Below are 26,255 nucleotides of genomic sequence, written 5' to 3'. Positions count from 1 at the left end.
TCGGTGCGTGGTCACTTGGCGCGGTGCGAGGTGCGCTGTTGCGGCGGTGCCGGGATCGGCTCCTGGGCGGCACGGGTCACGTCGTCGACCAGCTCGACCACGTCGGGCCCGTACGCCTGCGAGTTCACGACCTTCAGGAGCAGCACGAAGGAGCCGCCGCCGTGCTTGCGGGCGAGCCGCTCGTGGTGCCGGGCCAGATAGCGGGTCGCCGCCTGGTTGGTGATCGCGCGCTGACCGCAGCTCTTCAGTCATGAGGGCGCATGCTAGCGGCCATTCGGAGCCACGTTCGATGTGCCCGTGGCGGGGCAGAGTGCACGAAGTTACCCTGCGCAGACGGCTGTTGACTGGAGGTACGAATGCGTCGCGGTGTCGTACGCAATCTCACACTATGGGCGGTCGGAGGGGTGTTGGTGTCGGTCGGTGCCGCCGCGCCCTCTTCGCCTTCGCGCACAGCGCAATCGGGCGCCGACCCCGGGCGGGCCGCGGCGAGGGCGGCGAGCCCGGAGAAGACGCCGGTGGCCACGGGCTCCGGCGGGGCGGTGGCGAGCGTCGACCCGGACGCGTCCGCCGCCGGCATCGAGGTCCTGAGGAAGGGCGGCAACGCCGTGGACGCGGCGGTCGCCACCGCGGCGGCGCTCGGGGTGACCGAGCCGTACTCGGCGGGGGTCGGCGGCGGCGGGTACTTCGTGTACTACGACGCCGAGTCCCGCAGCGTGCGCACCCTCGACGGCCGTGAGACCGCGCCGCGCACCGCGGACTCCGAGCTGTTCCTGGAGGACGGCAAGCCCATCCCGTTCGCGCAAGCGGTGACGAGCGGCCTGGGCGTCGGCACCCCCGGCACGCCCGCCACCTGGCAGGAGGCGCTCGACTCCTGGGGGAGCAAGCGCCTCGGCACGCTCCTGGAACCCGCCGAACGGCTCGCGCGGAACGGCTTCACGGTCGATGAGACGTTCCGCGACCAGACGAGGACCAACCGCGCGCGGTTCGCGGACTTCCCCGCCACCGCCCGCCTGTTCCTGCCCGGCGGGAAGCTGCCCGTGGTCGGCTCGACGTTCAAGAACCCCGACCTCGCGCGCACGTACGAGGAGCTGGGGGACGAGGGCGTCGACGCGCTCTACCGCGGCGCACTCGGGCGCGACGTGGTCCGCACCGTGAACAGGCCGCCCGTGGACCCGGACTCCGGGCGCACCGCCCGCCCCGGTGATCTGTCCATGAAGGACCTGCGCGACTACCGGGTCGAGCGCCGCACCCCGACGCGGACGTCCTACCGCGGGCTCGGCGTCTACTCCATGGCGCCGTCGTCGTCCGGCGGCACCACCGTCGGTGAGGCGCTGAACATCCTGGAGCGCACCGACCTCTCCAAGGCGTCGAAGGCCCGCTATCTGCACCGCTTCATCGAGGCGAGCCGGATCGCGTTCGCCGACCGGGGGCGCTGGGTGGGCGACCCCGCCTTCGAGGACGTGCCGAGGAAGGGACTCCTGTCGCAGCGGTTCGCGAACGCGCGGGAGTGCCTGATCAAGGACGACAAGGTGCTCAAGAGCCCGCTCGCGCCCGGCGACCCGCGCAGGCCCGCGCCGTGCGCCGACGGCGGCAGGGCGGCCCCGACGACGTACGAGGGGGAGAACACCACGCATCTGACGGTGGCCGACAAGTGGGGCAACGTCGTCGCGTACACCCTCACCATCGAGCAGACGGGCGGCAGCGGCATCACCGTCCCGCGGCGCGGCTTCCTGCTCAACAACGAGCTGACCGACTTCTCCTTCGCGCCGGCCAACCCGGCCGTGCACGACCCGAACCTGCCGGGCCCCGGGAAGCGGCCGCGTTCGTCGCTCGCGCCGACCATCGTGCTCGACAAGAACGACCGGCCGGTCGTCGCGGTGGGCTCACCCGGCGGCGCGACCATCATCACCACCGTCTTGCAGACCCTGACCGGCTATCTGGACCGGGACCTGTCACTGGTCGACGCGATCGCGGAGCCGCGCGCCAGCCAGCGCAACGCCGCGCAGACGGAGCTCGAACCGGGCCTGTGGGACAGCGGTGAGCGGCGCCGTCTCGAGGCGATCGGCCACTCCTTCAAGCAGAACCCGGAGATCGGGGCTGCGACCGGTGTGGAGCGGCTGCCGGGAGGCCGGTGGCGGGCCGCCGCCGAGAAGGAACGCAGGGGCGGCGGTTCGGCGATGGTGGTGAAGCCGCAGCCGTAGCCTTCCGCGGCGGAGGGGGAGGTCCGCGCCGTCCCGGAGTGGGACGCCGCGGGCCTCCCGGGCCGGGGGGCGAGGTCCGGCCGCGGTCCGTCCCGACGGCGGTGCGGGCGGTGTCACCGCCGCTCGGAAAGTGGCTCGGACACGCTCCGTGAGAGCGGTGTCACTTATGAGATCGTATGCGGATGGACTCGCTCGAACTGCTCCTGCATCCCCTGCGGTTACGCATCATGCATGCCATGTCCGGCGGCCGGACGCTGACCACCTCGCAGCTGTGCGCGTTGCTGCCCGACGCGTCGAAGGCCACTCTCTACCGCCATGTGAGCCTGCTCGCCGACCACGGACTGCTGGAGATCGAGGAGGAGCGGCGGGTGCGGGGCGCCGTGGAGCGCCGTTTCCGCATGAGCGAGGCCCCGATCGAGGAGGGTACGGCCGCCGCGGCCGCCGTGCCGCCCGAGGGACACCGGCAGCTGTTCGCCGTGACCATGGCCACCCTGATCGCCGAGTTCAACGCCTACCTCGACCGCCCGGGCGCGGAGCCGGCCGAGGACGCGGTGGGCTACCGCCAGCGCACCATGTGGCTGAGCCCCGAGGAGGTCGCGGACCTGATCCGCGAGATGACCGCCGTGGTCGCCCCGCGGATCGCCAACGAGCCCTCGCCCGAGCGCAACCGCTACCTGCTCAGCACGATCCTCTTTCCCGCTGAGGACTCCGAGAAGACCAAGGCGCAGGGCTAGCTCGAGCCGCGCGGTCGGTGCGTCCCGCGCGTTCGGCGGGTCCCGTCCGTTCCGTGGGGCCTGTGCGTCCCGTCCGTTCCGTGCGGCCTGTGCGTCCCGCGCATTTCGTGCGTCGCGCCCGTTCCGCGCGTCCCGCGCATCCCGCCCGTCTCACGCGTCACAGCGCCGTGAGGACGCGCGGGCCCGCGTCGGTGATCGCCACCGTGTGCTCCGCGTGGGCGGCGCGGCTGCCGTCGTCCGTGCGCAGCGTCCAGCCGTCCGGTGCGACGTGCCAGGTGTCCTCGCCGCCCCCGAGCAGCATCGGCTCGATGGCGATCGCCATGCCGTGCCGCAGCGGCATGCCGCGGCCGGGGCGCCCTTCGTTCGGCACTCCCGGGTCCTCGTGCATCCGGCGGCCGATGCCGTGCCCGCCGAAGCCCTCCAGGATGCCGTACCCCGCCTCCCGGCAGACCGTGCCGATCGCGTGCGCGATGTCCCCGATGCGGTTGCCCACGACCGCTGCGGCGATGCCCGCCTCCAGGGCGCGCTCGGCGGTCTCGATGAGCCGGAGGTCCTCGGGGCGTGCGGTGCCGACGGTGAAGCTGATCGCCGAGTCGCCCACCCAGCCGCCGAGGCTCGCGCCGAAGTCCGCGGAGAGCAGGTCGCCGTCGCGCAGGCGGTAGTCGTCCGGGACGCCGTGCACGATCGCGTCGTTCACCGACGTGCAGAGCGTGGCGGGGAAGGGCACCGGCGCGAAGTCCGGGTGGTAGTGCAGGAACGGTGAGGTGGCGCCCGCGTCCTTGAGCACCTGGTGCGCGACCTCGTCCAGGTCCCGCAGGGTGACGCCGACCGCCGCGGCCCCGCGCACCGCGTCCAGGGCGCGTGCCACGACCCGGCCCGCCTCCCGCATCGCCTCGATGGACGCATCTGTCTTGAGTTCAACCATGCCAATTACTATACCGGTATTTGAATGGTGGTCGGGGTAGCATGGACCCATGGTGCGCACCCCCCTTACCCCTGAAGAGCACGAACGCGGCGAGCGGCTAGGCCGGCTGCTGCGGACCGCGCGCGGCGAGCGCAGCATGGTGGAGGTCGCCGCGACCGCCGGGATCTCGGCGGAGACGCTGCGCAAGATCGAGACGGGCCGGGCCCCCACCCCCGCCTTCTTCACCGTCGCCGCGCTCGCGGACGCCCTCGGCCTCTCGATGGACGAGGTGGCCCGGCGGTGCACGCCGGTTCCTGTTCCCGTGTGACGGTTTCCCGGGTGACGGTTTCCCGGGTGACGGTTTCCCGGGTCGCGGCGTGCGGCCGCCGGGCCTGAGTCTCAGGTGGCCGGGGAGGTCTCCTTCCTGCCGTCGGCGCTGCCGCGTCGGCGTCCGGTCACCCACGCCGTGCCCGCCGTGGCCAGCGCCAGGGTCACCAGCAGGGCGCCGACCCACAGCGGCGAGCGGTGGCCGAGGCCCCCGGCGATCGCCCGGCCGCCCGCCCAGGGCCCGAGGGCCGCGCCGAGGTTGAAGGCGGCGGTGGCGAAACCGCCCGCGAGCGTCGGTGCCTGCGCGGCCGCGTACATCGCCTGGGAGATCAGGGTGGAGCCGACGGCGAACGACAGCGCGCCCTGGACGAAGACGCACACCACCACCGCCACCGGGTTCCCCGCCGTGAGGGCGAACACCACCCACCCGGCGAGGAGCGCGACCGTGCCGCCCGCCAGGAGCGGCACCGGACGGCTGTCGGCGAGGCGCCCGCCGAGCGCCACCCCGACCGAGGAGCCGAGCCCGAACAGGGCGAGCAGCGCGGGGATCCACGCGTCATCGATGCCGGTGACACGCGTCGCCAGGGGTTCCAGGTAGGTGAAGGCGCAGAAGGTCGCCCCGTTGACCAGGGCCCCGAGCAGCAGGGTGACCAGGAGCCCGGGCGCACGCAGGGCCCGCAGTTCCGTACGGGCCCGCAGGCGCGCGGGGGCGAGGGATCCCGTGGGTACGTCCCTGGCGGCGGGGGTGTCCGACGGTACGTTCCCGGCGGCGGGGGTGTCCGCCGGTACGGCGCGGGCGACGGCGACGAGTGCGGGCAGCGTGATCAGCGCCACCGCCCAGAACGCGGTGCGCCATCCCCACAGTTGGCCGAGCAGCGCACCACCCGGTACGCCCGCGACGCAGGCGAGGGTGGTGCCGCCGAGCAGGACCGAGGTGGCCCGGCCCTTGGCGTCCGGCGGTACCAGGGCGGTCGCCGTGGTGAGGGCGACGGCCAGGAAACCGGCGTTGGCGAGGGCGCCGACGACGCGGGTGGCGAGCAGCACCCCGAAGCTGGTCGTCAGGGCGCCCACCACATGGGCGAGCAGGAACGCGGCCAGAAAGCCGAGGAGGGCCCGGCGGCGCGGCATGCGCAGGCCCAGGGCCGCGAGCAGGGGTGCCCCGACGATCATTCCGACGGCGAAGGCCGAGGTCAGTGCCCCGGCGGCCGGGACCGACACCTCCATGTCGGCGGCGATGTCCGACAGCAGGCCGGACAGCATGAACTCGGACGTGCCCTGGGCGAACACGGCGAGAGCGAGCAGATACAGGACGGATGGCACAGCAAGACTCCGCAACCACATCGTGGATCGCCCCACCCACGGACGGCACCGGACGACGCCGGACCGCACTGGACCGCACCGGACGGCGCTGGGCAGCACGGCGTGACACCGGGCGGCGCGGGTCGTACGGCGGTGGCCGCGCGCGGGTGAGGACTGAAGAAAGGGGAGAAAGGGGAGAAAGGGGAGAAGCAGGGAGAAACGAGGGAAGGAGGCAGTCCGTGACTACGGCACTGTGGCGGTCCGGTGGCGCGGGGGCCGACAGGGGCAGGTGCGCACAGCGCGGCCCCATGGCGGCGTCAGGTGGCGGCCACCGGCGTGCCGGTGGCTAGCGTCTGCTCGCCTCGGGACTGGACATGTGCGCAGACTAGGCACGCTTCTCGCCGCACGTCCAAGTAATTAACAGAGACTTTGGAAAACCGCGGGTAGCCGTCCCGTAACGCGTCTGGTGTTATCTTCCGGACCGGCAGACTTCCAGTCTCCCAGGGGGCGGTGCCCGACGATGGCAGAGGGACAACTCCCGGACCAGGTCCGGGAGTTCGCGAAGTACCTGAGTCAGCTCCTGGCGCGGCTCGATCAGGGCGACGGGTGGTGCGGGGTGTTCTGGTCCCGTGACCCGGACGGCATGCGGGCCTGCCTGGAGGGTGCCGAGGTGCCGCCCTGGGACGTCGTGCAGGCGCTCCTCCACGACCTCGCGGCCGCTGTCGGCGTGGGCGCGGTGCAGTCGGAGACGGTGCGGGCGCGCACGCTGCACGCGGCGTCGGTCACCGCGTACGACCGCGGGCCCGGCGGCAGGGAACTCCTCAGCGACCGGCTCGACCTGATGCTCCAGGAACAGCGGTTCGCCCAGGAGCGCCAGCAGGAGCTCGCCCGTGCCCTCGCCGTCGCCGCCACGGACGACGAGGTGGACCGCATCCACCTGGACCTGGCATGGGTACGCGACGACCACGAGCGCGCCGTGGCCCGCTGCGCCGAACTCCAGGCCCGCATGGAGCGCCTCGACCGGGTGCGGGCGCCCCAGTGGGTGGACTTCGGGCAGCCCGGGCCCGACGCGGGTGCCGGGGCCCGGGGCGGTCCGGGCCGCGCCCCGGCCGGTGGGCACGCCGCCGCACATGACTTGAACGACAGGCACGGGGCGTATGAGGCGTACGGGGCGTACGGGGCGTACGGTGCGCGGGATTCGTACGGGACGTACGGGGAATATGGGGTGTACGGTGCGCCGGACGCCCCCGGCCTCCACAGCACGTACGGCACGCCCGATGTCCCAGGCGGGAGCAGCGCGTACGACACGCCGGAAGCCCCAGCCGGGAACGGCACCCCGGGCGCCACCCCTGGCACCCCAGCCCTCCCCGCCGGGCACGACAGCCGTACGCACGGCACGCCCGACCCCCCGGGGGCCCAGGACGGGTACGACGCCGAGAGGCCCGCCCTGGGTGCCCGTCGCGCGCCGGAGCTGTACGGGGCCGCCGCCGCGACGCCCGCCGGAACGCCCACGGCCGGTTCCGGCTCCGATCCCTCCCCGGGCACCACGCCCGCGGTCCCCGCGCCCTCGCGAACCCCCCGCGTCCCACGTCAACCCGGCTCCCGCCGCCGCCCCCGCGGAGATCGCGGCGCCCGCGGCGACCGAGGTGCCCGGGGTGCACGCTTCGCGGGGCTCGTCGTCGCGGCCGACGACGAGGCCGGACCGGCCGTGCCCGTACCGGAGGGCGAGCAGCCGGTGCCCGCCCGCACGTCCAGGGGCGTGCGCTACGCGCGGCCCACCGGCGCGGCCCCCGACGACGCCCGGCGCCCGGCGCCGCAGGACCGGCCCGCAGGCACCGGCGAAGGGGTCACCTGGGATGACGGCACCGGCGATGGTGCCACCGGCGATGGCGGTACGGGCGAAGGCGTCACCGACGAACGAGCCACCGCCGAAGCGGTCGCGGCACTGATCCGGCTGCGCGGCGAGGGGCGCAGCGGGGAGGCGCACGGGGTCCTCGTGGAGGCGGCGGGGTGGCCCGCGGCGCGGCTGCCGCTGTTCGCCGACGAGCTGCACCGCGCGGGACTGGGCGCCGACTGGTCGACCCTGCTGTGGGAGGCCGCCTCGCTGCCGCCCGACCGGCTCGTCGCCGTCGCCGACGCGCTCGCGGGGGCGGGCCGCGCCGAGGACTGCCGCAAGCTGCTGCGCCAGGGCGTGGCCAGACCCGCCCCGGAGATCGCCGAGTCCCTGCTCGCGCTCGGTGACGCGGGCCGGGACCGCGAGGCCAGGGCGCTGCTCGACGCGTACGTACGCGTGCGCACCGCCGAGGACGTCGCGGCCTGCGCCCACACCGACCCGCCCCGGCTCATCCCGCTGCTCCTCGCGGGCGCCAAGGGAGCCTCGGACGAACACCATTGGGACCTGGTGCACGCCCTGCGCGTCGCGGGGTACACCACCTGAAGGGAAAGCCCAGGAGCGCTCCCGGGGGCGGGCCCTCACCCGCTCGGGTGCGAAACGTGATCGACTGCGCCGTGAGGCGACGATGGTCTTGGCAAGGCCGTCGATGGGGCTTACGTTCGTCTGTCTACGCACGAAGTCTACGGGCGTAGAGGCTCTCTGACGTCCCGTCGAAGGAGCAGCTCATGGCCAACGTCGTACGTGCCGCACTGGTCCAGGCGACCTGGACCGGCGACACCGAATCCATGATCGCCAAGCATGAGGAGCACGCCCGCGAAGCCGCGCGGCAGGGCGCGAAGGTCATCGGTTTCCAAGAGGTCTTCAACGCCCCCTACTTCTGCCAGGTCCAGGACGACGAGCACTACCGCTGGGCGGAGCCGGTGCCGGACGGACCCACCGTACGCCGGATGCGGGACCTCGCCCGGGAGACCGGCATGGTGATCGTCGTGCCCGTCTTCGAGATCGAGCAGTCCGGCTTCCACTACAACACCGCGGCCGTCATCGACGCCGACGGCAGCTACCTGGGGAAGTACCGCAAGCACCACATCCCCCAAGTCAAGGGCTTCTGGGAGAAGTTCTACTTCCGCCCGGGCAACGCGGGCTGGCCGGTCTTCGACACCGCCGTCGGCCGCGTCGGGGTCTACATCTGCTACGACCGGCACTTCCCCGAGGGCTGGCGCCAGCTGGGCCTGAACGGCGCCCAGCTCGTCTACAACCCCTCCGCGACCTCGCGCGGCCTCTCCGCCCACCTGTGGCAGCTGGAGCAGCCCGCGGCGGCCGTCGCCAACGAGTACTTCGTGGCGGCGATCAACCGCGTCGGCCAGGAGGAGTACGGCGACAACGACTTCTACGGCACGAGTTACTTCGTGGACCCGCGCGGGCAGTTCGTCGGCGAACCGGCGAGCGACAAGGCGGAGGAACTCGTCGTGCGCGACCTCGACCTCGGCCTGGTCGACGAGGTCCGCACCCAGTGGGCGTTCTACCGGGACCGCCGCCCGGACGCGTACGAAGGGCTGGTCACACCGTGAAGGACCTGCACAGCCGACACCGCGCCGTCCTGCCGGACTGGCTCGCGCTGTACTACGACACCCCGCTCGAACTCACCCACGGCGAGGGCAGGCACGTCTGGGACGCGGAGGGCCGCCGCTATCTGGACTTCTTCGGCGGCATCCTCACCACCATGACGGCCCACGCGCTGCCCGAGGTCACCAAGGCCGTCGCGGACCAGGCGGGGCGGATCATCCACAGCTCGACGCTCTATCTGAACCGCCCCATGGTCGAACTCGCCGAGCGCGTCGCCACGCTCTCCGGCATCCCGGACCCGCGCGTGTTCTTCACGACGTCGGGCACCGAGGCGAACGACACGGCCCTGCTGCTCGCGACCGCGCACCGCCGCTCCAACCAGATCCTGGCGATGCGCAACAGCTACCACGGCCGCTCCTTCACCGCGGTCGGCATCACCGGCAACCAGACGTGGTCGCCCACGAGCCTGTCGCCGTTGCAGACGCTGTACGTCCACGGCGGCGTCCGCACCCGTGGCCCCTACGCGGCCCTGAGCGACGCCGAGTTCATCGAGGCGTGCGTCGCCGATCTGCGGGACATGCTCGGGCAGGCGCGCGGCGTCGCCGCGCTGATCGCCGAGCCGGTGCAGGGCGTCGGCGGCTTCACCTCGCCCCCCGACGGTCTGTACGCCGCGTTCCGCGACGTCCTCGCCGAGCACGGCATCCTGTGGATCGCCGACGAGGTGCAGACCGGCTGGGGCCGCACCGGCGACCACTTCTGGGGCTGGCAGGCACACGGCGCCTCGGGACCCCCTGACCTGCTCACCTTCGCCAAGGGCATCGGCAACGGCATGTCGATCGGCGGTGTCGTCGGCCGCGCGGAGATCATGAACAGCCTGGACGCCAGCTCCATCTCCACGTTCGGCGGCTCACCGGTGACCATGGCCGCGGGCCTCGCCAACCTCACGTACCTCCTGGAACACGACCTCCAGGGCAACGCCCGGCGCGTCGGCGGCCTGCTCATCGAGCGGCTGCGAGCGATCTGCGCGCAGCTGCCCCTCGTCCACGAGGTGCGCGGCCGCGGTCTGATGATCGGTGTCGAACTCGTCAGGCCCGGCACGGACGAGGCGAACCCGCAGGCGGCCGCCGCCGTGCTCGAAGCGGCCCGCGAGGGCGGCCTGCTCATCGGGAAGGGCGGCGGCCACAGCACCAGCGTGCTGCGCATCGCACCGCCGCTCTCGCTGACGGTCGCCGAGGCCGAGGAGGGCGCCGCGATCCTCGGACAGGCCCTGCGGGACGCCTAGGGCCTGGCGCCCATCCGCGTACGTACGTCTCACCTAGGGAGCGCATCACCATGAGTACCCGCACCCTGATCCGCGGCGGGCTCGTCGTCACCGCCGCCGAGGAACTGCACGCCGACGTGCTGATCGAGGACGGCAGGATCGCGGCGCTCGCCGCCCGCGGCACCGAGGCAGCGGCGGCCTGGACCGCGGACCGCGTCATCGACGCGAGCGAGAGGTACGTCGTCCCCGGCGGTGTCGACGCCCACACGCACATGGAGCTCCCGTTCGGCGGCACCTTCGCGTCGGACTCCTTCGAGACCGGCACGCGGGCCGCCGCCTGGGGCGGCACCACCACCGTCGTCGACTTCGCCGTGCAGACCGTGGGCCGGTCCCTGCGCTCGGGCCTGGACGCCTGGTACGCCAAGGCCGACGGCAAGTGCGCGATCGACTACGCCTTCCACATGATCCTCTCCGACGTCAACGACCGGACGCTGAAGGAGATGGACCTGCTCGTGGAGGAGGGCATCACCTCCTTCAAGCTGTTCATGGCCTACCCGGGCGTCTTCTACAGCGACGACGGGCAGATCCTGCGGGCCATGCAGCGCTCCGCCGACAACGGCGGCCTGATCATGATGCACGCCGAGAACGGCATCGCGATCGACGTCCTGGTCGAGCAGGCACTTCAGCGCGGCGAGACCGACCCCCGCCACCACGGCGAGGTCAGGAAGGTCCTCCTGGAGGCCGAGGCCACGCACCGGGCGATCCAGCTCGCCCGGGTCGCGGGCGCCCCGCTGTACGTCGTGCACGTCTCCGCGGAGGAGGCCGTCGCGGAGCTCGCGGCCGCGCGGGACAAGGGGCTCCCCGTCTTCGGCGAGACCTGCCCGCAGTATCTGTTCCTGTCCACCGACAACCTCGCCGAGCCGGACTTCGAGGGCGCCAAGTACGTGTGCTCGACGCCGCTGCGGCCCCGCGAGCACCAGGCGGCGCTGTGGCGTGGCCTGCGCACCAACGACCTCCAGGTCGTCTCCACCGACCACTGCCCGTTCTGCTTCACGGGCCAGAAGGAGCTGGGCCGCGGCGACTTCTCCAAGATCCCTAACGGTCTGCCCGGCGTCGAGAACCGCATGGACCTGCTGCACCAGGCCGTCGTCGACGGGCACATCAGCCGCCGCCGCTGGATCGAGATCGCCTGCGCGACGCCGGCCCGCATGTTCGGCCTCTATCCGAAGAAGGGCACGATCGCGCCGGGCGCGGACGCCGACGTCGTCGTCTACGACCCGGCGGCGACCCAGGTGATCTCCGCCGAGACCCACCACATGAACGTCGACTACTCGGCGTACGAGGGCAGACAGGTCACCGGCCGCGTCGAGACCGTCCTCTCGCGCGGTGAACCCGTCGTCGAGGGGCGGGAGTTCACCGGACGTGCCGGACACGGCGTCTACACCCCGCGCGCCACCTGCCAGTACCTGGGCTAGGCCCCACATCTGGTTCAGGTCCCGTACCCGGGTCAGGTCCCGCACCCGGGCCGGGCCCCGCACCCGGGCCAAGCCCTCACCGCCATCGATCTAGGAGGTCCCCTCGTGGATTTCGGACTCGTCCTCCAGACCGATCCGCCCGCCTCCGAGGTGGTCGGTCTGATGCGGCGCGCGGAGCGCAGCGGCTTCCGCTACGGCTGGACGTTCGACTCGGCGGTCCTGTGGCAGGAGCCGTTCGTCATCCACAGCCGGATCCTGGAGCACACCGACCACCTCACGGTCGGACCCATGGTGACCAACCCGGGCACAAGGACCTGGGAGGTCACCGCCTCCACCTTCGCCACGCTCAACGACATGTACGGCAACCGCACCGTGTGCGGCATCGGCCGCGGCGACTCCGCGATGCGCGTCGCGGGCCGCCCCCCGAATACCCTGGCGCGCCTCGGCGCGTGCATAGACGCCGTCCGCGACCTCGCCGAGGGCCGGGAGGCCGACGTCGAAGGGCAGCGCCTGCGCATCCCCTGGGTGCGGGACGGCAGACTGCCGGTGTGGGTGGCCGCGTACGGCCCGAAGGCCCTCGCCCTCGCCGGGCAGAAGGCCGACGGGTTCATCCTCCAGCTCGCCGACCCCTGTCTGACGGAGTGGATGGTCAAGGCGGTGCGCGCTGCCGCCGCCGACGCGGGACGCGACCCGTCGGCCGTCACCGTCTGCGTGGCGGCGCCCGCCTACGTCGGCGCCGACCTGGACCACGCCCGCGAGCAGTGCCGGTGGTTCGGCGGGATGGTCGGCAACCACGTCGCCGACCTCGTCTCCAGGTACGGCGAGCGCTCCGCGATGGTGCCGGAGGCGCTCACCGCGTACATCAAGCAGCGTGGGGGCTACGACTACCGCCACCACGGGCGCGCCGGGAACCCCGACACCGCCTTCGTGCCCGACGAGATCGTGGACCGCTTCTGCCTGCTCGGGCCCGCCGCCGCACACATCGACAAGCTGCGCACCCTCAAGGACCTCGGCGTGGACCAGTTCGCCCTGTACGCCATGCACGACGCGCGGGAGGCCGTCATCGACGCCTACGGCGCGGAGATCATCCCGGCGCTCGCCTGACCGGGCGGGCCGTCCGCTCCGGACGTGCCGCCCAGAGTGCGAACGGATGTGCGGGCGCGCGTGGCATGATCCCGGCGTGACTCCTCTCACGCCGCGCCACGCCGTCGCCCTCTGCGCCCTCGTCCTGCTCACCGCCGGGTGCGGGTCGGGCGAATCCGGCGGGGACGACGCCGGCGGCCCCGCGACGCGGGTGGCGGGGCAGGGCGGCCCGCCACCGTCCGCCGGGCCGACGACCCCCTCCTTCTCCTTCGCGGTCACGCCGGACAGGCTCGAACCGGACGCCCTGGACACCGGTGCGCCCCGGTACGGCGTCCCGTCGGCCGCCGCCGAGATCCCCGACCGTCCGGCCGAGGCGTCCCGCGACTGCTCCGGCAGGTCCGGCCTCCTGGTCGAGCCCGGCCCCGTCCACGCGGCCATGGGCCTGCGCGCGACGACGGTGACGGCGACACACTGCGGCACCGGCACCTACCGCCTCCACGGGTACCCGGACCTGCGGGCACTCGACGAGGACCACGAACCACTCGGCGTACGCACCCTGAAGGGGACGGAACAGATCACCACCGGCGTGCCCGACCCCGGCCCGCACTCGGTCACGCTCGGGCGCGGCGAGTCCGCGACGGTCGCCGTGGTGTGGCGCAACACCTACACCGACACGACGAGTCCCGCGGTCCACGCCCCCCGGCTGCGGGTCGTCGCCGCGCCCGGCGCTCCCGCGAGGACCATCTCCCCGCACGGGGGCCTGGACGTCGGGAGCACCGGGCGCATCGCGACGACCGCGTGGCAGAAGTACACGCGGGGCCGCTAGCCGACTGCGTCACGCCGGGGCGCCCCAAGCCACTTCGGGGCACGTCCGGGGCACGTCCGCGTCACGTGAGAGTGCTCCGGTCGATCCTGCGGAGCTCGGGGCGGCTGCTGACGGACGCGTTCCGCACGGTGCGTGCCAGCTCGGCGATGGTCCTTGCCTCGAAGACCGCCCGGACGGTCACGGTGACCCCGAACTCCTTGCCGATCCTGCCGACGAGTCCGGTGGCCGCCCGGGAGTCACCGCCCAGCGCGAGGAAGCCGTCGGCCGTGCCGACCCGTTCGACGCCGAGCACGCGCGCGACCAGGGCGCACAGCCGCTGCTCCGGGGGAGTGGCGGGAGGGACTCGGTGCCGCTTCGCCGCGAGCGGGGCGGCCGTGTCGGAGGTCGGGACGCCCAGGTCCGCGACGCGGGCGTGCGGTTCCTCGGCGACGCGGCTCAGGACGTGCGCGAAGCGGGCGGCGAGACGGTCGGCCGTCGCCCGGTCGAGGACGCGCCGCTGGTAGTGGATCGCCAGCCGGGCCTGGGGGGCACCGGGGTCGACGGACAGCGTCACTGGCCAGTGGCTCGCGGGGGAGGAGCGGATGCTGGTGACGGTGAAGCCGGGGGCGTTACCGGCCTGGGCTCCGACCTCGTTACCGGCTTGGGCGCCGACCTCGGCACTGGCTTGGGCACCGGCCCCGGCTTTGGCGCCCGCCCCGGTGATGGCCTCGCGGGTGACGGGGAACGACTCGAAGTCGACCGCCGTGTCGCAGAGGGCCCTGAGCCCCGCGTCACCGCGGATGTCGGCGAGACCGTGGTGCTGACGGTCCGGGAGCCCGGCCCTCCGGGAGTGGAGATCCGCGAGCACCTCACCGACCGTGGCTCCGGGAGCACATCGCACGCGGACGGGAAGCGTGTGGAGGAACATGCCGACCGCGGCGTCCCGACCGGTGGGTGCGGACGGGCGTCCCGACGACACGGCGGCCATGAGGACGTCCTGACGCCCGGTGAGACAGCTCAGGAGGATGCCCCAGGCACCCTGGACCAGGGTGGTGAGGGTGACGCCGTGCTCGGCGGCGCGGAGTGGCAGGTCGCGGGCGAGGGCCGCGGGCAGGGGCACGTCGGACAGGCCGGTGCCGGTGTCGGTGCCGTCGGCCCTGGTGTCCGTGCCGGTGCCGGTCACCATGGCGGCCCTGGTGTCGGTGCCCATGGCGGTGTCGGTGCCGTCGGTGCCGTCGGTGCCGTCGGTGTCGGTGTCCGCGTCGGCGAAGAGCAGGGTGGGCTCCCGCACGCCGTCGAGTTCGCGCCACCGGGCCCGCGCCGAGGCGGCGCGGCTCTGCCGGGCCTGCCGCGTCTGCTGGGCCTGCCGGGCCAGGTAGTCGCGGTAACTGGGGGCCGCAGGCAGGGCCGAGGGGTCGCCGTCGGTGGCGTACAGGTGCAGCAGGTCCTGGACGAGCGGCGGCAGGGACCGGCTGTCGCACACGGCGCGGTGGACGGTGAGGACGAGTTCGTGGCGGTCGGGTGCCAGGGTGAGCAGGGCCATCCGCAGCATGGGCGGCCGTGCCGGGTCGAAGCGCGCGCCCAGGTCGTCGGCCAGGAACTTCTCCAGGGCCGCCTCCCGTACCGACGCGTCGAGGCGGCTCAGGTCGCTTTCCAGCCAGAGCAGGTCAAGGGTGCTGCCGGCGACGAGCTGGACGAGTTCGCCGCCCGGGCCGGGTACGAAGGCGGCGCGCAGGGCGTCGTGCCGGGCGAGGACCGCTTGCGCGGCCCTGCGCAGGCGGGCGGGGTCGACGTCACCGGACAGGCGAAGGACGTACTGGCACAGGCAGGCATCCGAGGCCGCGCCGGACTCCTCGGCCGTCACAGCCGTCACAGCCGTCACGGAGCGCAGGAGCAGGCCCTTCTGCTGCGGTGACACGGGCCAGATGTCCTCGAGGCCGGGGCAGCGCCGCTGCCACGCGTCGATGTCGGTCTGGGCGACGTGGACCAGGGGCACGTCGGAGGGGGTCGGGCCGCCCGCGCCGGGCTGCTCGGCGTGCCGGGCGAGGCCGCGCAGGGCCGCGCACCACAGGGCGGCGAGTTCTGCCACCTCCGCCCGGGTCAGCACGCCTTCGGGGGCGGTGAAGAGGGCGCCGAGGCGGGGGCCTTCGGGGGTGTCGGTGACGTACGCGTCGATGGCGAGTTCGGCGTGCGCGGGCATCCGCGGGTCGTGCCCGGCGCCCAGCTCGGCCAGTTCGGCGACGCCCGCGTCCTGGGTGAAGCCGAGGCCGCGCGGGCCCGCGGGCAGGTCGGCGGCGGCGGACCGGCCCCGGTAGGTGAAGGAGATCTGTCCGCTGCCGTGCCGCTCCAGGACGGCGGCGGTCTCGGGGTTGAGGTGGCGCAGCAGGCCGTAGCCGATGCCCTTGTCGGGCAGGGCGAGGAGCTGCTCCTTGACGGTCTTGACGACCGTGCCCGCCGCCCTGCCACCGGCGAAGGCCTCCTCCAGGTCGATGCCCGTGACGTCCAGGCGGACGGGGAAGACGCTGGTGAGGCAGCCCACCGTGCGGGACAGATCGGCGCCGGGGACGGCCGCTTCCTCGCGGCCGAGGCCCTCCACGCGGATGAGCGAGGACGCCTCGTCGACGCCGCGCGCGGCCCGCCACTTGGTGAGGGCCATCGCGAGCCCGGCGAGGAGCCAGCTGTCCGCGTCACAGCGGAACGCGTCGGGCAGCGTGGAGAGCAGCGTCCCGGTGACATCCGCGGGCAACCGCACTCGGGTCTCGGACAGGGTGGCGACCACGTCCACGGCCGGGTCCAGGCGGCGCGCGCCGAGCACCGGGTCCGGGCCTTCGACGACCGCACGCCACAGATCCAGCTCCGCGGTGCGCCCGGGACGGCCGGACTCCTCCACCAAGGCGTACGACCACCGGCGCACGGACGTGCTGGCGGGAGCGAGTTCGGGGCTCCGCCCCTCACGGACGTGGCGCCAGGCGGTGGCCAGGTCGGACACGAGGACGCGCCAGGACACCTCGTCGACGACGATGCGGTGCAGGGCGACGAGCAGGCGCCCGGCCCGCTCGGGGCCCGGGTCGAACCACACGAACTGCGCGACCACACCCGCCGCCGGATCCAACGTGGCGGCGGCCAGGCCGAGTTCGGCGAGGAGCGGGGTGCGCCCGGCCCCCGCCCCCGCACCCTCCCCGCTCCACGAACCGCAGTGCGCCGACCGGTGCAACAGTGCCGCGGCGTCCACCGAGCCCGGCGCGCCGACGACGAGCCCGCCGCCGTCCGCTTCGGTGAGTCGGGCCCGCAGGAGGTCGTGCCGGTCGATCACGGCCGTGAGGGTGGCGACGAGGCCGTCCGCGTCGATGCCCTCGGGCAGCCTCAGGAGCATGGCCTCCAGCAAGCGGTCGAAGCCTGGGCCGCGCTCCATCAGGAAGCGGGTGACGGGCAGATGCGGTACGAGACCGACACCCCGGCCCCGTAACTCCGCGAGCGCCCCCACGACCCGGCCCCCGAAGGGATCGGCGCCGACCGGGTCCGTGGCGGCGGCGGCCGACCGGCCCGCCACCGGCGCCGACGCGTCCACCGTCGGCAACTGCTCAGGACCCACCCCACGGCCGATCAGTCGATGCGCGACACGATGCGTACGCTCATTCGACTCGTCGTAGGGCTTTTGAAGATCGGTCACGAAAAACTCCAGACGGTCATGGCGCAAACAGATCTCAAGAGGGCCGAAGCGGTTGGTCCGGTGCGGGGTCACGGTGCCGGACCCCGTCGGGGCGCTGGTCGCGGAAATCAGGGAGAACCGCTCGGCGAGAGTTCCGCGTCGTCCTCAGTGCGGACCTCGTTGACCTGGGGCGTCGCTTCTTTCCCTCGGGTCCTGACCGTAACCCCCCACCTATTTGGGGGAGAAGGGAAGCCGACTTCCGGGACTCGCGTATTCCTTTCTCGTAAGACACGTACGGCGTGCCGAAACGGAGGTGGGACCTGCGTACACGAAGGGAATGTCCTTTCTCAGGTGTCCGCCGGTTTCCCGCCATTTTTCTTTACCGTGTCCCGTTAACGAGACCGGCCTTGCCGCTGCCGTCACTTCCGGCGCCGCAGCGTGCGGAATGGGGCACAGGTTGGCTGAAAAACGACTACCCGAGCGCATGGTTCCGGCCTCGGGGTGGGCTCGTTCGGAGGAGATGTGGACGGTCTACGCGCGCCACGTGCTCGGCCGTGACGGGGTGCGGGCCGCCTGGCCTGGGGTGTCGGGCTCCGCCCCGGGAGCGCTCCGAATACCACGCACCGGGGTATGAACAGGCCCTTTCACGACGAACCTTCCGGCGGGAGCCCCCCGGCGCTGAATGCTCGCTTCCACTGTGCGATCTTGTGGCTAGCATGACCACCACAAGTGCCGTCGGAAGACAGCGCCACACGGCGGACTTCCCTCGCGACGGCACTCAGTCGTGGGCGGGCCGACGGCCCGTCCACCCGTGCCGACACCGAGGGACCACGGAATGACACAGCCCGCCGATCGTCGTCCGGACCGCACCTCGAACATCCGGCGAACGGCATACACGCTGCCCGTGTGTCTCCTGGCGGTGGCCGCCGTGGCGGGTGCCGCCGTCACCGCGCTCGCGCCGGTGGACGCCCGCGGCTGGACCGGTGCCGCCGCGGCCGGCGGCTGGGTGCTGCTCACCGTCGCCGTCTGCGTCGGCATCGCGAAGGCGAACCGGCTACGGGCCCGAGCCGCCGACGCGGAGGACGAACTGCTGCGCGTACGCGCCCAGTTGGACTCCCGCACCGCGGAGGACATGGGCCTGGCACAGGTCACCCTGCCCGCGGTGGCACGCCTCGCCCGCGAGGGCATCGCCCCCGACGAGATACTGCGGCAGACCCGGCCGCCCGCCCTGCCGTCCCAGCGCGAACTGCTGCGCGTCTGTGTGACCGCACTCGCCGAAGCCGAGCAGCGCGCGACCGCCGCGGCCGCCGCGGGGCGCAGCGCAGCCGACGACGTGGCGCGCATGTCCGACGACGTACGGCGCCTCGCCACCGAGACCGTCCCGGCCGTCGTCGACAAGCTGCGCGGCGGCGCCTCCGTGGACCGGGTCCTCGCGGGCGTGCGGTGGCCGCAGGACCCCGTGCTGCGCGACCTGACCGAGGCCGCCGTACGGGAACTCGCCCTGAGCGAGCGGCGCGCCGCAGCCGCGCAGGCCGCGAGCGCCAAGGCCCTCAGCCGCGTCCAGGCCAAGTCCGTGAGCATGCTCGCCGACCTGCGCGCCATGCAGGACCGGCACGGCGAGGAGGTCTTCGGCGACCTGCTCGCCATCGACCACAGCACCTCCCAGCTCGGCCTCATGACCGACCGGCTCGCGCTCCTCATGGGCGGCCGTTCCAGCCGCGCCTGGAACAAGCCCATCGTGATGGAGTCCATCCTGCGCGGCGCCGTCGGCCGCATCGCCGCCTACCAGCGGGTGCGGCTGCACTGCTCGACCCGGGTCGCCGTCGTCGGCTTCGCCGCCGAGGGCGTGATGCACCTGCTCGCCGAACTCACCGACAACGCCGCGAACTTCTCGCCGCCCACCGACGAAGTGCACGTGTACGTGGAGGAGTCCCGCACCGGCGTCGTCATCACCATCGAGGACAGCGGCCTGCGGATGTCCGAGGCGGCGCTGCGCCGCGCCGAGGAGTCGGTGTCCGGGCAGATGACCGACCTCGCACTGCTCCAGGGCACCCGCCTCGGGCTCGCCGTGGTCGGCAGGCTCGCCGTCAAGTACGGCATGAACGTCAGCTTCCGCCCCTCGGCCCGTGGCGGCACCGGCGTCGTCGTCCTGCTGCCCCCGCAGCTGATCGCCCAGCAGGCACAGGCCGAGCGCGTTCCCGTCACCACGCCCGCCGCCGCGGGAGCGTCCGCATCCTCCGCCGCAGCGCCCGCCCTGTCCGGCGCCGACGCCGTGCCCGCGCCCCGCGGCGCAGGGGACTCCCGCACCGCGGCCGCCGCGCACACCGCACCCACCGAAGGCACCGGCACCCCCCGCCACGCCGCGCCCGACGAGCACAGCCCCGCGCGGGAGCGCACCGCCGACGGACCCGACGAGCACGGGCAGGTCGCCGGGCACGCCCGCCACGGCGGCACCCACAGCACCCCGGGCACTCCGGGTACCCAGAGCACCCCGGGCACCCCGGGCACCCCCAGCCACTTGGGCACCCCGGCCACCCCGAGCCCCGCCGACGGCGGCACCGACGGCAGGGGCGCCACCTTCGGCGGCCTCCCGGTGCGCAGGCCGGGCCGCACCATGGCCGCCGCGCACGCCGAGCTCCAGCAGCGGCAGGCCGCCCACGCCCGCGCCCGCGAGGACGCCCCGCGCACCTCGGGCACCCAGGGCACCCCCGGCCCCACCCCTGGCGGCCCCGGCGCCACCGGCGGCACGGGTGGCACGGACGGCCCCGGCAGCACCGCCCCGGGCGCGCAGCGTCCGCCGCGTGACATCGGCGCCAGCTTCGGCGCCTTCCACCGCGCCCGCCGCGCCGCCGACGGGAGCGAACCGCCGCCGCGGGCCGAGTGACCGGCTCCCCTACGTCCCGGGGCGCCGGTTCCGCCCGGACCGCGCCCCGGCAGCCTTGACCCCTCGCCCCATGACCGAAAGGGAGGCAAGGGCGTTCGCACCCCCGGTGACCGCCCCGAACCCACTATGCAGACCACCGACAACAGCCTGAACTGGCTCCTGGACACCCTGCTCGACGGCACCCCCGGCACCCGGCACGCCCTGGTCCTGTCCCGCGACGGCCTGAAGCTGTGCTGGAGCCCCGGCCTCAGCCTCGACCAGGCCGACCAGCTCTCCGCGATCTGCTCCGGCATCCAGGCACTCGCCCAGGGCGCGTCCATGGAGTTCGGCGACGGCTCCGGCGGCGTACGGCACTCCATGACCGAGTTCCACGGCGGCCTGCTCTTCGTCGTCGAGGCGGGCCAGGGCGCGCACCTGGCCGTCATCGCCGACGAGGACGCCGACCCCGGCGTCGTGGGCCACCAGATGAGCCAGCTCGTGTCCCAGATCGGCGAGCACCTGCGGGCCGAGCCCCGGGCCCAGGCACACGGCACCCCGCGGCAGCCCGGCGGCAGCGGCTCGTGATGCGGCGGCCCGTCGACGTCGGCGACCCCGACCGCCTCTACACGGTCACGGGGGGCCGCAGCCGCTCCGACGGCGGCTCGTTCGACCTCGTGACGCTGATCGTCGCCGAGTGCGAGCCCGCCGTCGGCCAGCAGTCCGAGCACGCGCGCATCCTGGAGCTGTGCCGGCACCCCACCGCCGTCGTCGAGATCGCCGCCGAGCTCTCGCTGCCCATCACCGTCGTCCGCATCCTCCTGGAGGACCTACAGGCGACCGGCCGCATCACCCCCCGACATCCCCGCGTGGCGGCCTCCGCCACGCTCCCCGATTCCGCTCTTCTCACGGAGGTGCTCCATGGGCTCCGCAACCTCTGAGCTGCCGTCGTCCCGGACACCGCTGCGCGACACGGCCGAAAACGGCCTGAAGATCGTCGTGGTGGGCGGCTTCGGCGTCGGCAAGACCACCCTGGTCCGCTCGGTCAGCGAGATCCGGCCGCTGAACACCGAGGAGGTGATGACGCAGGCCGGCGCCGGGGTCGACGAGATGCCCGAGTCGACCGGCAAGACCACCACCACGGTCGCCTTCGACTTCGGCCGCATCAGCCTCAACGACCGCCTGGTGCTCTATCTGTTCGGCGCGCCCGGACAGAAGCGCTTCTGGTTCCTGTGGGACCGCCTCTTCGCGGGCACCCTCGGCGCGGTGGTCCTCGTGGACACCCGCAGGATGGACGAGTCCTGGTACGCGATCGACCGGCTCGAACACCACGGCACGCCCTTCGTCGTCGCCGTGAACCGCTTCGACGACGACGCGGCGCGCCACTCCCTGGAGGAGATACGCACCGCGCTCGCGCTGCCCGCCCACGTCCCCCTCATCGAGTGCGACGCCCGGGTCCGCTCGTCCGGCAAGGACGTGCTGATCACCCTGGTCGACCACCTCCACCACCTGGCACGGGAACGGGAACTGACAGCATGACCGAAGCGACCGGACCCGCAACCGCGCCGGCCACCCCGCCGCCCGGCTGCCCCGCCCACGCCGCCCACCCCGACGCGGTGCCCCTCAGCGGTCTCGAGTACCAGCAGACGCCCTTCGACCTTTACCGCAGCCTGCGCAGCAGGCACGGTTCGGTCGCGCCCGTCCTCCTCGACGGCGGGGTGCCCGCCTGGCTCGTCCTCGGCTACTCCGAGGTCACCTTTGTGACCGCGCACGACGAGCTGTTCGCCCGCGACTCGCGGCGCTGGAACCAGTGGGACAACATCCCCGCCGACTGGCCCCTGATGCCGTTCGTGGGACACCAGCCGTCCGTCCTGTTCACCGAGGGCGCCGAGCACCGCAGGCGCGCGGGCGTCATCACCGAAGCCCTGGAGGGCGTCGACCAATTCGAGCTCGGCCGCGAGTGCGCGTACATCGCCGACCAGCTCATCGCGGACTTCTCCGGGCGCGGCAGCGCCGAGCTGATGAGCGTCTACACCCACCCCCTGGCGATGCGTGCCGCCGTGCACATGGTCGGCATGCCGCCCGGCACCGCCGACACCGAGGCCCTCGTGGAGGACCTGCGGATGTCGTTGGACGCCGCCGAGGGCGACGATCCGGTGGCCGCGTACGTGCGCGTCGGCGAGCGCGTGCACCACCTCGTCGAGGAGCGGCGGCGCAACCCGGGTGCCGATGTCACCTCGCGCATGCTGGCGCACCCCGCGGGCCTGTCCGACGAGGAGATCGTCCAGGACCTGATCTCGGTGATCGCCGCCGCCCAGCAGCCCACCGCCAACTGGATCTGCAACACGCTGCGGCTGCTCCTGACCGACGAGCGGTTCGCCCTGAACGTCTCCGGCGGCCGCCTCAGCGTCAGCCAGGCGCTCAACGAGGTCCTGTGGCTCGACACGCCGACGCAGAACTTCATCGGCCGCTGGGCGGTGCGCGACACCCAGCTCGGCGGGCGCCGCATCCGGGCGGGGGACTGCCTGGTGCTCGGCCTCGCCGCGGCCAACGCCGACCCGCAGATCTGGCCGGGGGCGCAGATCGGCTCCGAGAACTCGGCGCACCTGTCCTTCAGCAACGGCGAGCACCGCTGCCCCTACCCGGCGCCGCTGCTCGCCGACGTCATCGCGCGCACCGCGGTCGAGACGCTCCTCGAGCGGCTGCCCGACCTGGTGCTCTCCGTCGACCCCGGCGAGCTCGCCTGGCGTCCCTCCATCTGGATGCGGGGCCTGACGGCACTGCCCGTGCAGTTCACGCCCGTGGCGCAGTGACGGCGGCGCGGTGACGGCGGCGGCGCGGAGGCGATCCGCGCCGCACGCGGTAAAGGGTGGGGCTCAGCTCGGGGTGAATATCACCGGCAGGGTCTGCGGGCCCCGGGTGAACACGCCGTGCTCCGAGGGCGCGAAGCCTTCCGGGAGCCGCAGGTCCGGCAGGGCGTCGAGGAGCTGGTTGACGCCCGTCTCGACCTCGGCGCGGGCGAGCAGCGCGCCCACGCAGAAGTGCCTGCCGAGCGCGAACGCGAGGTGGTCGGCCGCCGCGGAGAACGCCGTGGTGGTCGTCAGGTCGTCGCGGAAGATGTCGAAGCGGTCCGGCTCGCGGTAGCGCTCGCCGTCCCGGTTCGCCGAGCCGATGAGGCAGGTCACGGTGGCGCCCGCGGGCACGGTGCCACCGGCCAGCTCCACCTCGACCGCGGTCTGCCGCATGATCATGTGGACCGGCGGGGTGTACCGCAGCGTCTCGGCGAAGGCCCGGTCGACGAGGGAGCGGTCCGCGCGCACGGCGGCGAGCTGGTCGGGGTGCGTGAGCAGATTGGCGAAGATCCCCGCGATGGCCTTGTCGGTGGTCTCGCCGCCCGCGGCGAGGAGCAGGCTACAGAACGCCTTGATGTCCTCGTCGCTCATCCGCACCCCGTCGACCTCGGCGGCGCACAGCGTGGACAGCAGGTCCTCGCCGGGGTGCTCCCGGCGCCGGGCGATGATCGGGAACATGTACGCGGCGAACTCCGCCCGGGACCGCTCGCCCGCCGCCGCCACCTCGGGGTCGCCCGCCAGGTTGCCGAGGAACGCGATGACGCTCGTGTACCAGCCGTGGAACCGCTCGTGATCGGCCTTGTCGAGCCCCAGCATGTCGGCGATCACGTTCACCGGGAAGCGGGTGGCGTAGTCCGCGACGAGGTCCGCGGAGCCGCGGTCGCGGAAGGCGGCGATCAGCTCCTCGGAGTTGCGGCGGATCACCGGCAGGAAGGTGTTCTGGAGTTCGCTGCCGCGGAAGGCCGGGGCCACGAGCGCCCGGCGCACCGCGTGCTCGCGCCCGCTGAGCTGGAGGATCGTCCGGCCGTGCACGGGCTCGATCTGCCAGTCGTAGTTGTCCGTGGTGAACTGCGCCGCCTTGTCCTTGAAGACGCGGGACACGTCCTCGTAGCGCGAGACGACATAGCTCCTGGTGGCTTCGTGCCACAGCAGGGGCGTGTGTTCCCGCATGGCGCGGTAGACGGGGTAGGGGTCGGCCGCGAACTCGGGCGAGAGAATGTCCGGTATGGGCTGAGCAGTGGACACGGGACTCCTTCGGAGGGCGTCTGCCTGGCCGCCCCAGCTTAATGATCAAGGAAAAGAAGCAACAGGGTGCGTACCCCACCTATGTCGTACGGACCGTCCCTCCGCCGCATTTCCCGCGCCGCGCGGGGCATACGGGGTTCACCACCCCCCGAACCACTGGAGGAACGCCGTGGAGGCCGAGGTCAGAGCGATGGTGCCGATGGAGCTCGAGACCGGCGCCGGCGGCGGGCGTGCCCCGCTGTCCGCCGAACTCTCGTACACGGCCGAGGACCCGTTCGCCGCCACGATGACGTTCTACTGCGACGGCAACGAGGCGACCCGCTGGCGTCTCGACCGGCAGCAGCTCGCCGAGGGCTGCCGTCGTCCGGTCGGCGAGGGGGACGTGCGGATCGCCCCGTCGCCGGGCGCCGCCCGCGGCACGCGCGTACGCATCGAACTGTTCGGCACCCCGGGTCCCGCGGGTCGTGACCGCGCCGTCCTGCATGCCGCGGCGGCCGACATCACCGCGTTCCTGGCCTCGGCCCACGCGGTGGTGCCCCCCGGCGAGGAGCGCGTCTGCCTCGACGATCTGCTGCGGTACCTGGTGCAGGACGACGGACGCACCACCCCGTATCCGATCTGAGTTTCCTATTTAGGGACCATTTGCCGTGTTAAACGGCTTTGGTACGGGGAACGCGTTCATCGGCAGGTTGACGGATGAGACAGCTGAGGAGCACACCATGGCCAGCACTTCTACGCCCCGCTACACCGTTCCGGGCATCAGCGTCGAGGACGGCGGGAAGCTGATCGCGGCGCTGAGTGTCCGGTTGCACGCGCTGAACGATCTGCACCTCACGCTGAAGCACGTGCACTGGAACGTCGTCGGCCCGCACTTCATCGCCGTGCACGAGATGCTCGACCCGCAGGTCGACCGGGTGCGCGACATGGCGGACGACGTGGCCGAGCGGATCTCCGCACTCGGCGGGGTCCCGAAGGGCACCCCGGGCGCCCTGGTCGCCGAGCGCACCTGGGACGACTACAGCATCGGCCGGGCCGACGCCATCGCCCATCTGGGCGCACTCGACCTGGTCTACACCGGTGTGATCGAGAGCTACCGCACGGTGATCCAGGAGGTCGGAGAGCTCGACCCGGCGACGGAGGACCTCCTCATCGAGCAGGTCAGGGACCTGGACCAGTTCCAGTGGTTCGTCCGCGCCCACCTGGAGAGCGCCCAGGGCACCCTCTCCACCGGCAACGCCTCCACGGAGACTGACGCGGCCCGCGCCGCCGCCGAGTGACGGCCGAGGCCGCCTCTGACACGTCACGCGCCGGGGTCCTGACCCCCGGCGCGTGACGTACGCCTGCCGGACGGCCGCCTCCGGGGGCCCCGGCGCCGCCGGTGACGATGTCGAGTTTGTGTTCGCCGTCCTGCTGCGTGTGGTTGGCGGTCGGGCGGCCGTTTCAGCGAGCCCGTTCCAAACTGTCCGGTGCGGCTGCCGACGTCCGTGATTCCGGAACCAGGTACTGGGACAAGAACTCTCGTTGCTCGTTGTTGAGAAGGCGGGGTCGGTTCCTTGCCGTATCCCAACAAGTGGACAAGATGCGAGCTTCGGCCACTGGGTGACCCTCGCTCGCGAGACGGACACACAGCTCAGTAGCAGCAGGCCGGATGAGTAGTACACGCAGGTCGAGTTCCAGTGGTTGCTCCTGCCACCGGACAGGCATCAGGTAGTCGATGCGCTGGCGCACGGTCAGGTAGGCGAAATAGTCGGCGGACTCTCGGACCGTAGTGGCGGTCACGACTTTTCTGATCAGCGCGGCGCGTGTCTCTTCCACGTAGGAGGCGATTGCCGTGTCGCTGGCGACACCGTAAGCGTTCACGTCGGACCAGCGCATGGTCACCTGGTGAGTGAAGACTGCCATGACCGTTTTCCTCAATGGGGCGGCAGAGTTGTCGACCTACCCGTCGCGAATGACTTACATGGGTACGTCCGCCAGGAGGATACGGGACAGCAGGAAATGGTGAGCCCTTCCGCTTGGCGGCAGAGGAATGCGCACAACTCCTCGGCACGCGGGTGGACGATCCCGACTTGTCGCTGGCGGTGCGGAAGCGGGGAAGCCGGA

General features: G+C 72.9%; 21 protein-coding genes and 1 pseudogene. 16 read left to right on the top strand and 6 right to left on the bottom strand.

The window, feature by feature from the left end; translation table 11 throughout:
- Positions 1-11: 11 nt before the first annotated feature.
- Positions 12-239 (bottom strand): annotated as a pseudogene (locus ACH4DX_RS09945) (hypothetical protein); the annotation flags it as partial.
- 117 nt (positions 240-356) lie between these two features.
- Here ACH4DX_RS09945 and ggt point away from each other — a divergent pair.
- Both ggt and ACH4DX_RS09935 read left to right on the top strand, forming a co-directional pair.
- Complete coding sequence (ggt, locus tag ACH4DX_RS09940; protein ID WP_398115084.1) at positions 357-2,201, top strand: gamma-glutamyltransferase; 1,845 nt, start codon at positions 357-359, stop codon at positions 2,199-2,201.
- 182 nt (positions 2,202-2,383) lie between these two features.
- Positions 2,384-2,935 (top strand): helix-turn-helix domain-containing protein, encoded by a 552-nt coding sequence (locus ACH4DX_RS09935; RefSeq protein ID WP_398115082.1) that lies wholly within the window; start codon positions 2,384-2,386, stop codon positions 2,933-2,935.
- Positions 2,936-3,092: 157 nt separating this feature from the next.
- Here ACH4DX_RS09935 and map read toward each other — a convergent pair whose 3' ends face one another.
- A complete protein-coding gene (map, locus tag ACH4DX_RS09930; protein WP_398154711.1) occupies positions 3,093-3,860 on the bottom strand; it encodes a type I methionyl aminopeptidase in 768 nt (255 codons plus the stop codon).
- Positions 3,861-3,909: 49 nt separating this feature from the next.
- Here map and ACH4DX_RS09925 point away from each other — a divergent pair, with 49 nt between their 5' ends.
- Positions 3,910-4,167: a helix-turn-helix domain-containing protein gene (locus ACH4DX_RS09925; RefSeq protein ID WP_398115079.1), complete on the top strand. Its 258-nt coding sequence runs from the start codon at positions 3,910-3,912 to the stop codon at positions 4,165-4,167.
- A gap of 71 nt (positions 4,168-4,238) precedes the next feature.
- Here ACH4DX_RS09925 and ACH4DX_RS09920 read toward each other — a convergent pair whose 3' ends face one another.
- On the bottom strand, positions 4,239-5,486 hold the full coding sequence (locus tag ACH4DX_RS09920) for a Cmx/CmrA family chloramphenicol efflux MFS transporter (protein ID WP_398154710.1): 1,248 nt from the start codon (positions 5,484-5,486) through the stop codon (positions 4,239-4,241).
- A 499-nt stretch (positions 5,487-5,985) separates the two neighbouring features.
- Between ACH4DX_RS09920 and ACH4DX_RS09915 the strand changes: the two genes are divergently transcribed.
- The 6 genes from ACH4DX_RS09915 to ACH4DX_RS09890 all read left to right on the top strand — a co-directional run bounded on the left by ACH4DX_RS09915 (position 5,986) and on the right by ACH4DX_RS09890 (position 13,567).
- Positions 5,986-7,902, top strand: a complete 1,917-nt coding sequence (locus tag ACH4DX_RS09915) for a hypothetical protein (RefSeq protein ID WP_398154709.1) — start codon at positions 5,986-5,988, stop codon at positions 7,900-7,902.
- Between the two features lie 182 nt (positions 7,903-8,084).
- A complete protein-coding gene (locus tag ACH4DX_RS09910; protein WP_398154708.1) occupies positions 8,085-8,927 on the top strand; it encodes a nitrilase-related carbon-nitrogen hydrolase in 843 nt (280 codons plus the stop codon).
- Complete coding sequence (locus ACH4DX_RS09905; protein WP_398154707.1) at positions 8,924-10,204, top strand: aspartate aminotransferase family protein; 1,281 nt, start codon at positions 8,924-8,926, stop codon at positions 10,202-10,204. The genes ACH4DX_RS09910 and ACH4DX_RS09905 overlap by 4 nt, the downstream gene beginning before the upstream one ends.
- Before the next feature lie 50 nt (positions 10,205-10,254).
- Positions 10,255-11,658: a dihydropyrimidinase gene (gene hydA / locus ACH4DX_RS09900; RefSeq protein ID WP_398115070.1), complete on the top strand. Its 1,404-nt coding sequence runs from the start codon at positions 10,255-10,257 to the stop codon at positions 11,656-11,658.
- A 105-nt stretch (positions 11,659-11,763) separates the two neighbouring features.
- Positions 11,764-12,762: a TIGR03842 family LLM class F420-dependent oxidoreductase gene (locus tag ACH4DX_RS09895; RefSeq protein WP_398154706.1), complete on the top strand. Its 999-nt coding sequence runs from the start codon at positions 11,764-11,766 to the stop codon at positions 12,760-12,762.
- A 76-nt stretch (positions 12,763-12,838) separates the two neighbouring features.
- Positions 12,839-13,567 carry a DUF4232 domain-containing protein gene (locus tag ACH4DX_RS09890; RefSeq protein ID WP_398154705.1) on the top strand — a complete coding sequence of 243 codons (729 nt, stop codon included), beginning with the start codon at positions 12,839-12,841 and terminating at the stop codon, positions 13,565-13,567.
- A 61-nt stretch (positions 13,568-13,628) separates the two neighbouring features.
- On the opposite strand, the gene ACH4DX_RS09885 is transcribed toward ACH4DX_RS09890, so the two are convergent.
- On the bottom strand, positions 13,629-17,216 hold the full coding sequence (locus ACH4DX_RS09885) for a condensation domain-containing protein (RefSeq protein WP_398154704.1): 3,588 nt from the start codon (positions 17,214-17,216) through the stop codon (positions 13,629-13,631).
- An 883-nt stretch (positions 17,217-18,099) separates the two neighbouring features.
- Here ACH4DX_RS09885 and ACH4DX_RS09880 point away from each other — a divergent pair.
- The 5 genes from ACH4DX_RS09880 (at position 18,100) to ACH4DX_RS09860 (ending at position 22,868) form a co-directional block, all read left to right on the top strand.
- A complete protein-coding gene (locus ACH4DX_RS09880; RefSeq protein WP_398154703.1) occupies positions 18,100-20,079 on the top strand; it encodes a sensor histidine kinase in 1,980 nt (659 codons plus the stop codon).
- A 126-nt stretch (positions 20,080-20,205) separates the two neighbouring features.
- Positions 20,206-20,643 carry a roadblock/LC7 domain-containing protein gene (locus ACH4DX_RS09875; RefSeq protein WP_398115062.1) on the top strand — a complete coding sequence of 146 codons (438 nt, stop codon included), beginning with the start codon at positions 20,206-20,208 and terminating at the stop codon, positions 20,641-20,643.
- Entirely contained in the window at positions 20,640-20,996 is a 357-nt protein-coding gene (locus ACH4DX_RS09870) for a DUF742 domain-containing protein (RefSeq protein WP_398115061.1), read from the top strand. Before ACH4DX_RS09875 ends, ACH4DX_RS09870 begins: the two co-directional genes overlap by 4 nt.
- Entirely contained in the window at positions 20,977-21,594 is a 618-nt protein-coding gene (locus ACH4DX_RS09865) for a GTP-binding protein (protein WP_398115059.1), read from the top strand. The genes ACH4DX_RS09870 and ACH4DX_RS09865 overlap by 20 nt, the downstream gene beginning before the upstream one ends.
- The gene (locus ACH4DX_RS09860; RefSeq protein ID WP_398154702.1) at positions 21,591-22,868 is read left to right on the top strand and encodes a cytochrome P450; all 1,278 of its coding nucleotides are present in this window, start codon (positions 21,591-21,593) and stop codon (positions 22,866-22,868) included. The genes ACH4DX_RS09865 and ACH4DX_RS09860 overlap by 4 nt, the downstream gene beginning before the upstream one ends.
- Before the next feature lie 63 nt (positions 22,869-22,931).
- On the opposite strand, the gene ACH4DX_RS09855 is transcribed toward ACH4DX_RS09860, so the two are convergent.
- Positions 22,932-24,152 (bottom strand): cytochrome P450, encoded by a 1,221-nt coding sequence (locus tag ACH4DX_RS09855; protein WP_398154701.1) that lies wholly within the window; start codon positions 24,150-24,152, stop codon positions 22,932-22,934.
- A 169-nt stretch (positions 24,153-24,321) separates the two neighbouring features.
- Between ACH4DX_RS09855 and ACH4DX_RS09850 the strand changes: the two genes are divergently transcribed.
- Entirely contained in the window at positions 24,322-24,774 is a 453-nt protein-coding gene (locus ACH4DX_RS09850) for an SsgA family sporulation/cell division regulator (RefSeq protein WP_398115054.1), read from the top strand.
- A gap of 97 nt (positions 24,775-24,871) precedes the next feature.
- On the top strand, positions 24,872-25,429 hold the full coding sequence (locus ACH4DX_RS09845; protein WP_398115052.1) for a Dps family protein: 558 nt from the start codon (positions 24,872-24,874) through the stop codon (positions 25,427-25,429).
- Between the two features lie 163 nt (positions 25,430-25,592).
- Here ACH4DX_RS09845 and ACH4DX_RS09840 read toward each other — a convergent pair whose 3' ends face one another.
- Positions 25,593-26,054 (bottom strand): acyl-CoA thioesterase, encoded by a 462-nt coding sequence (locus ACH4DX_RS09840; RefSeq protein ID WP_398154700.1) that lies wholly within the window; start codon positions 26,052-26,054, stop codon positions 25,593-25,595.
- Positions 26,055-26,255: the final 201 nt, after the last annotated feature.

Source organism: Streptomyces sp. NPDC017940 (assembly GCF_044328435.1).
In the GTDB taxonomy this organism is placed as follows: Bacteria; Actinomycetota; Actinomycetes; order Streptomycetales; family Streptomycetaceae; genus Streptomyces.
Note: the sequence above shows the minus strand (reverse complement) of the source record. Positions and strands in the feature narration are given on the sequence as shown.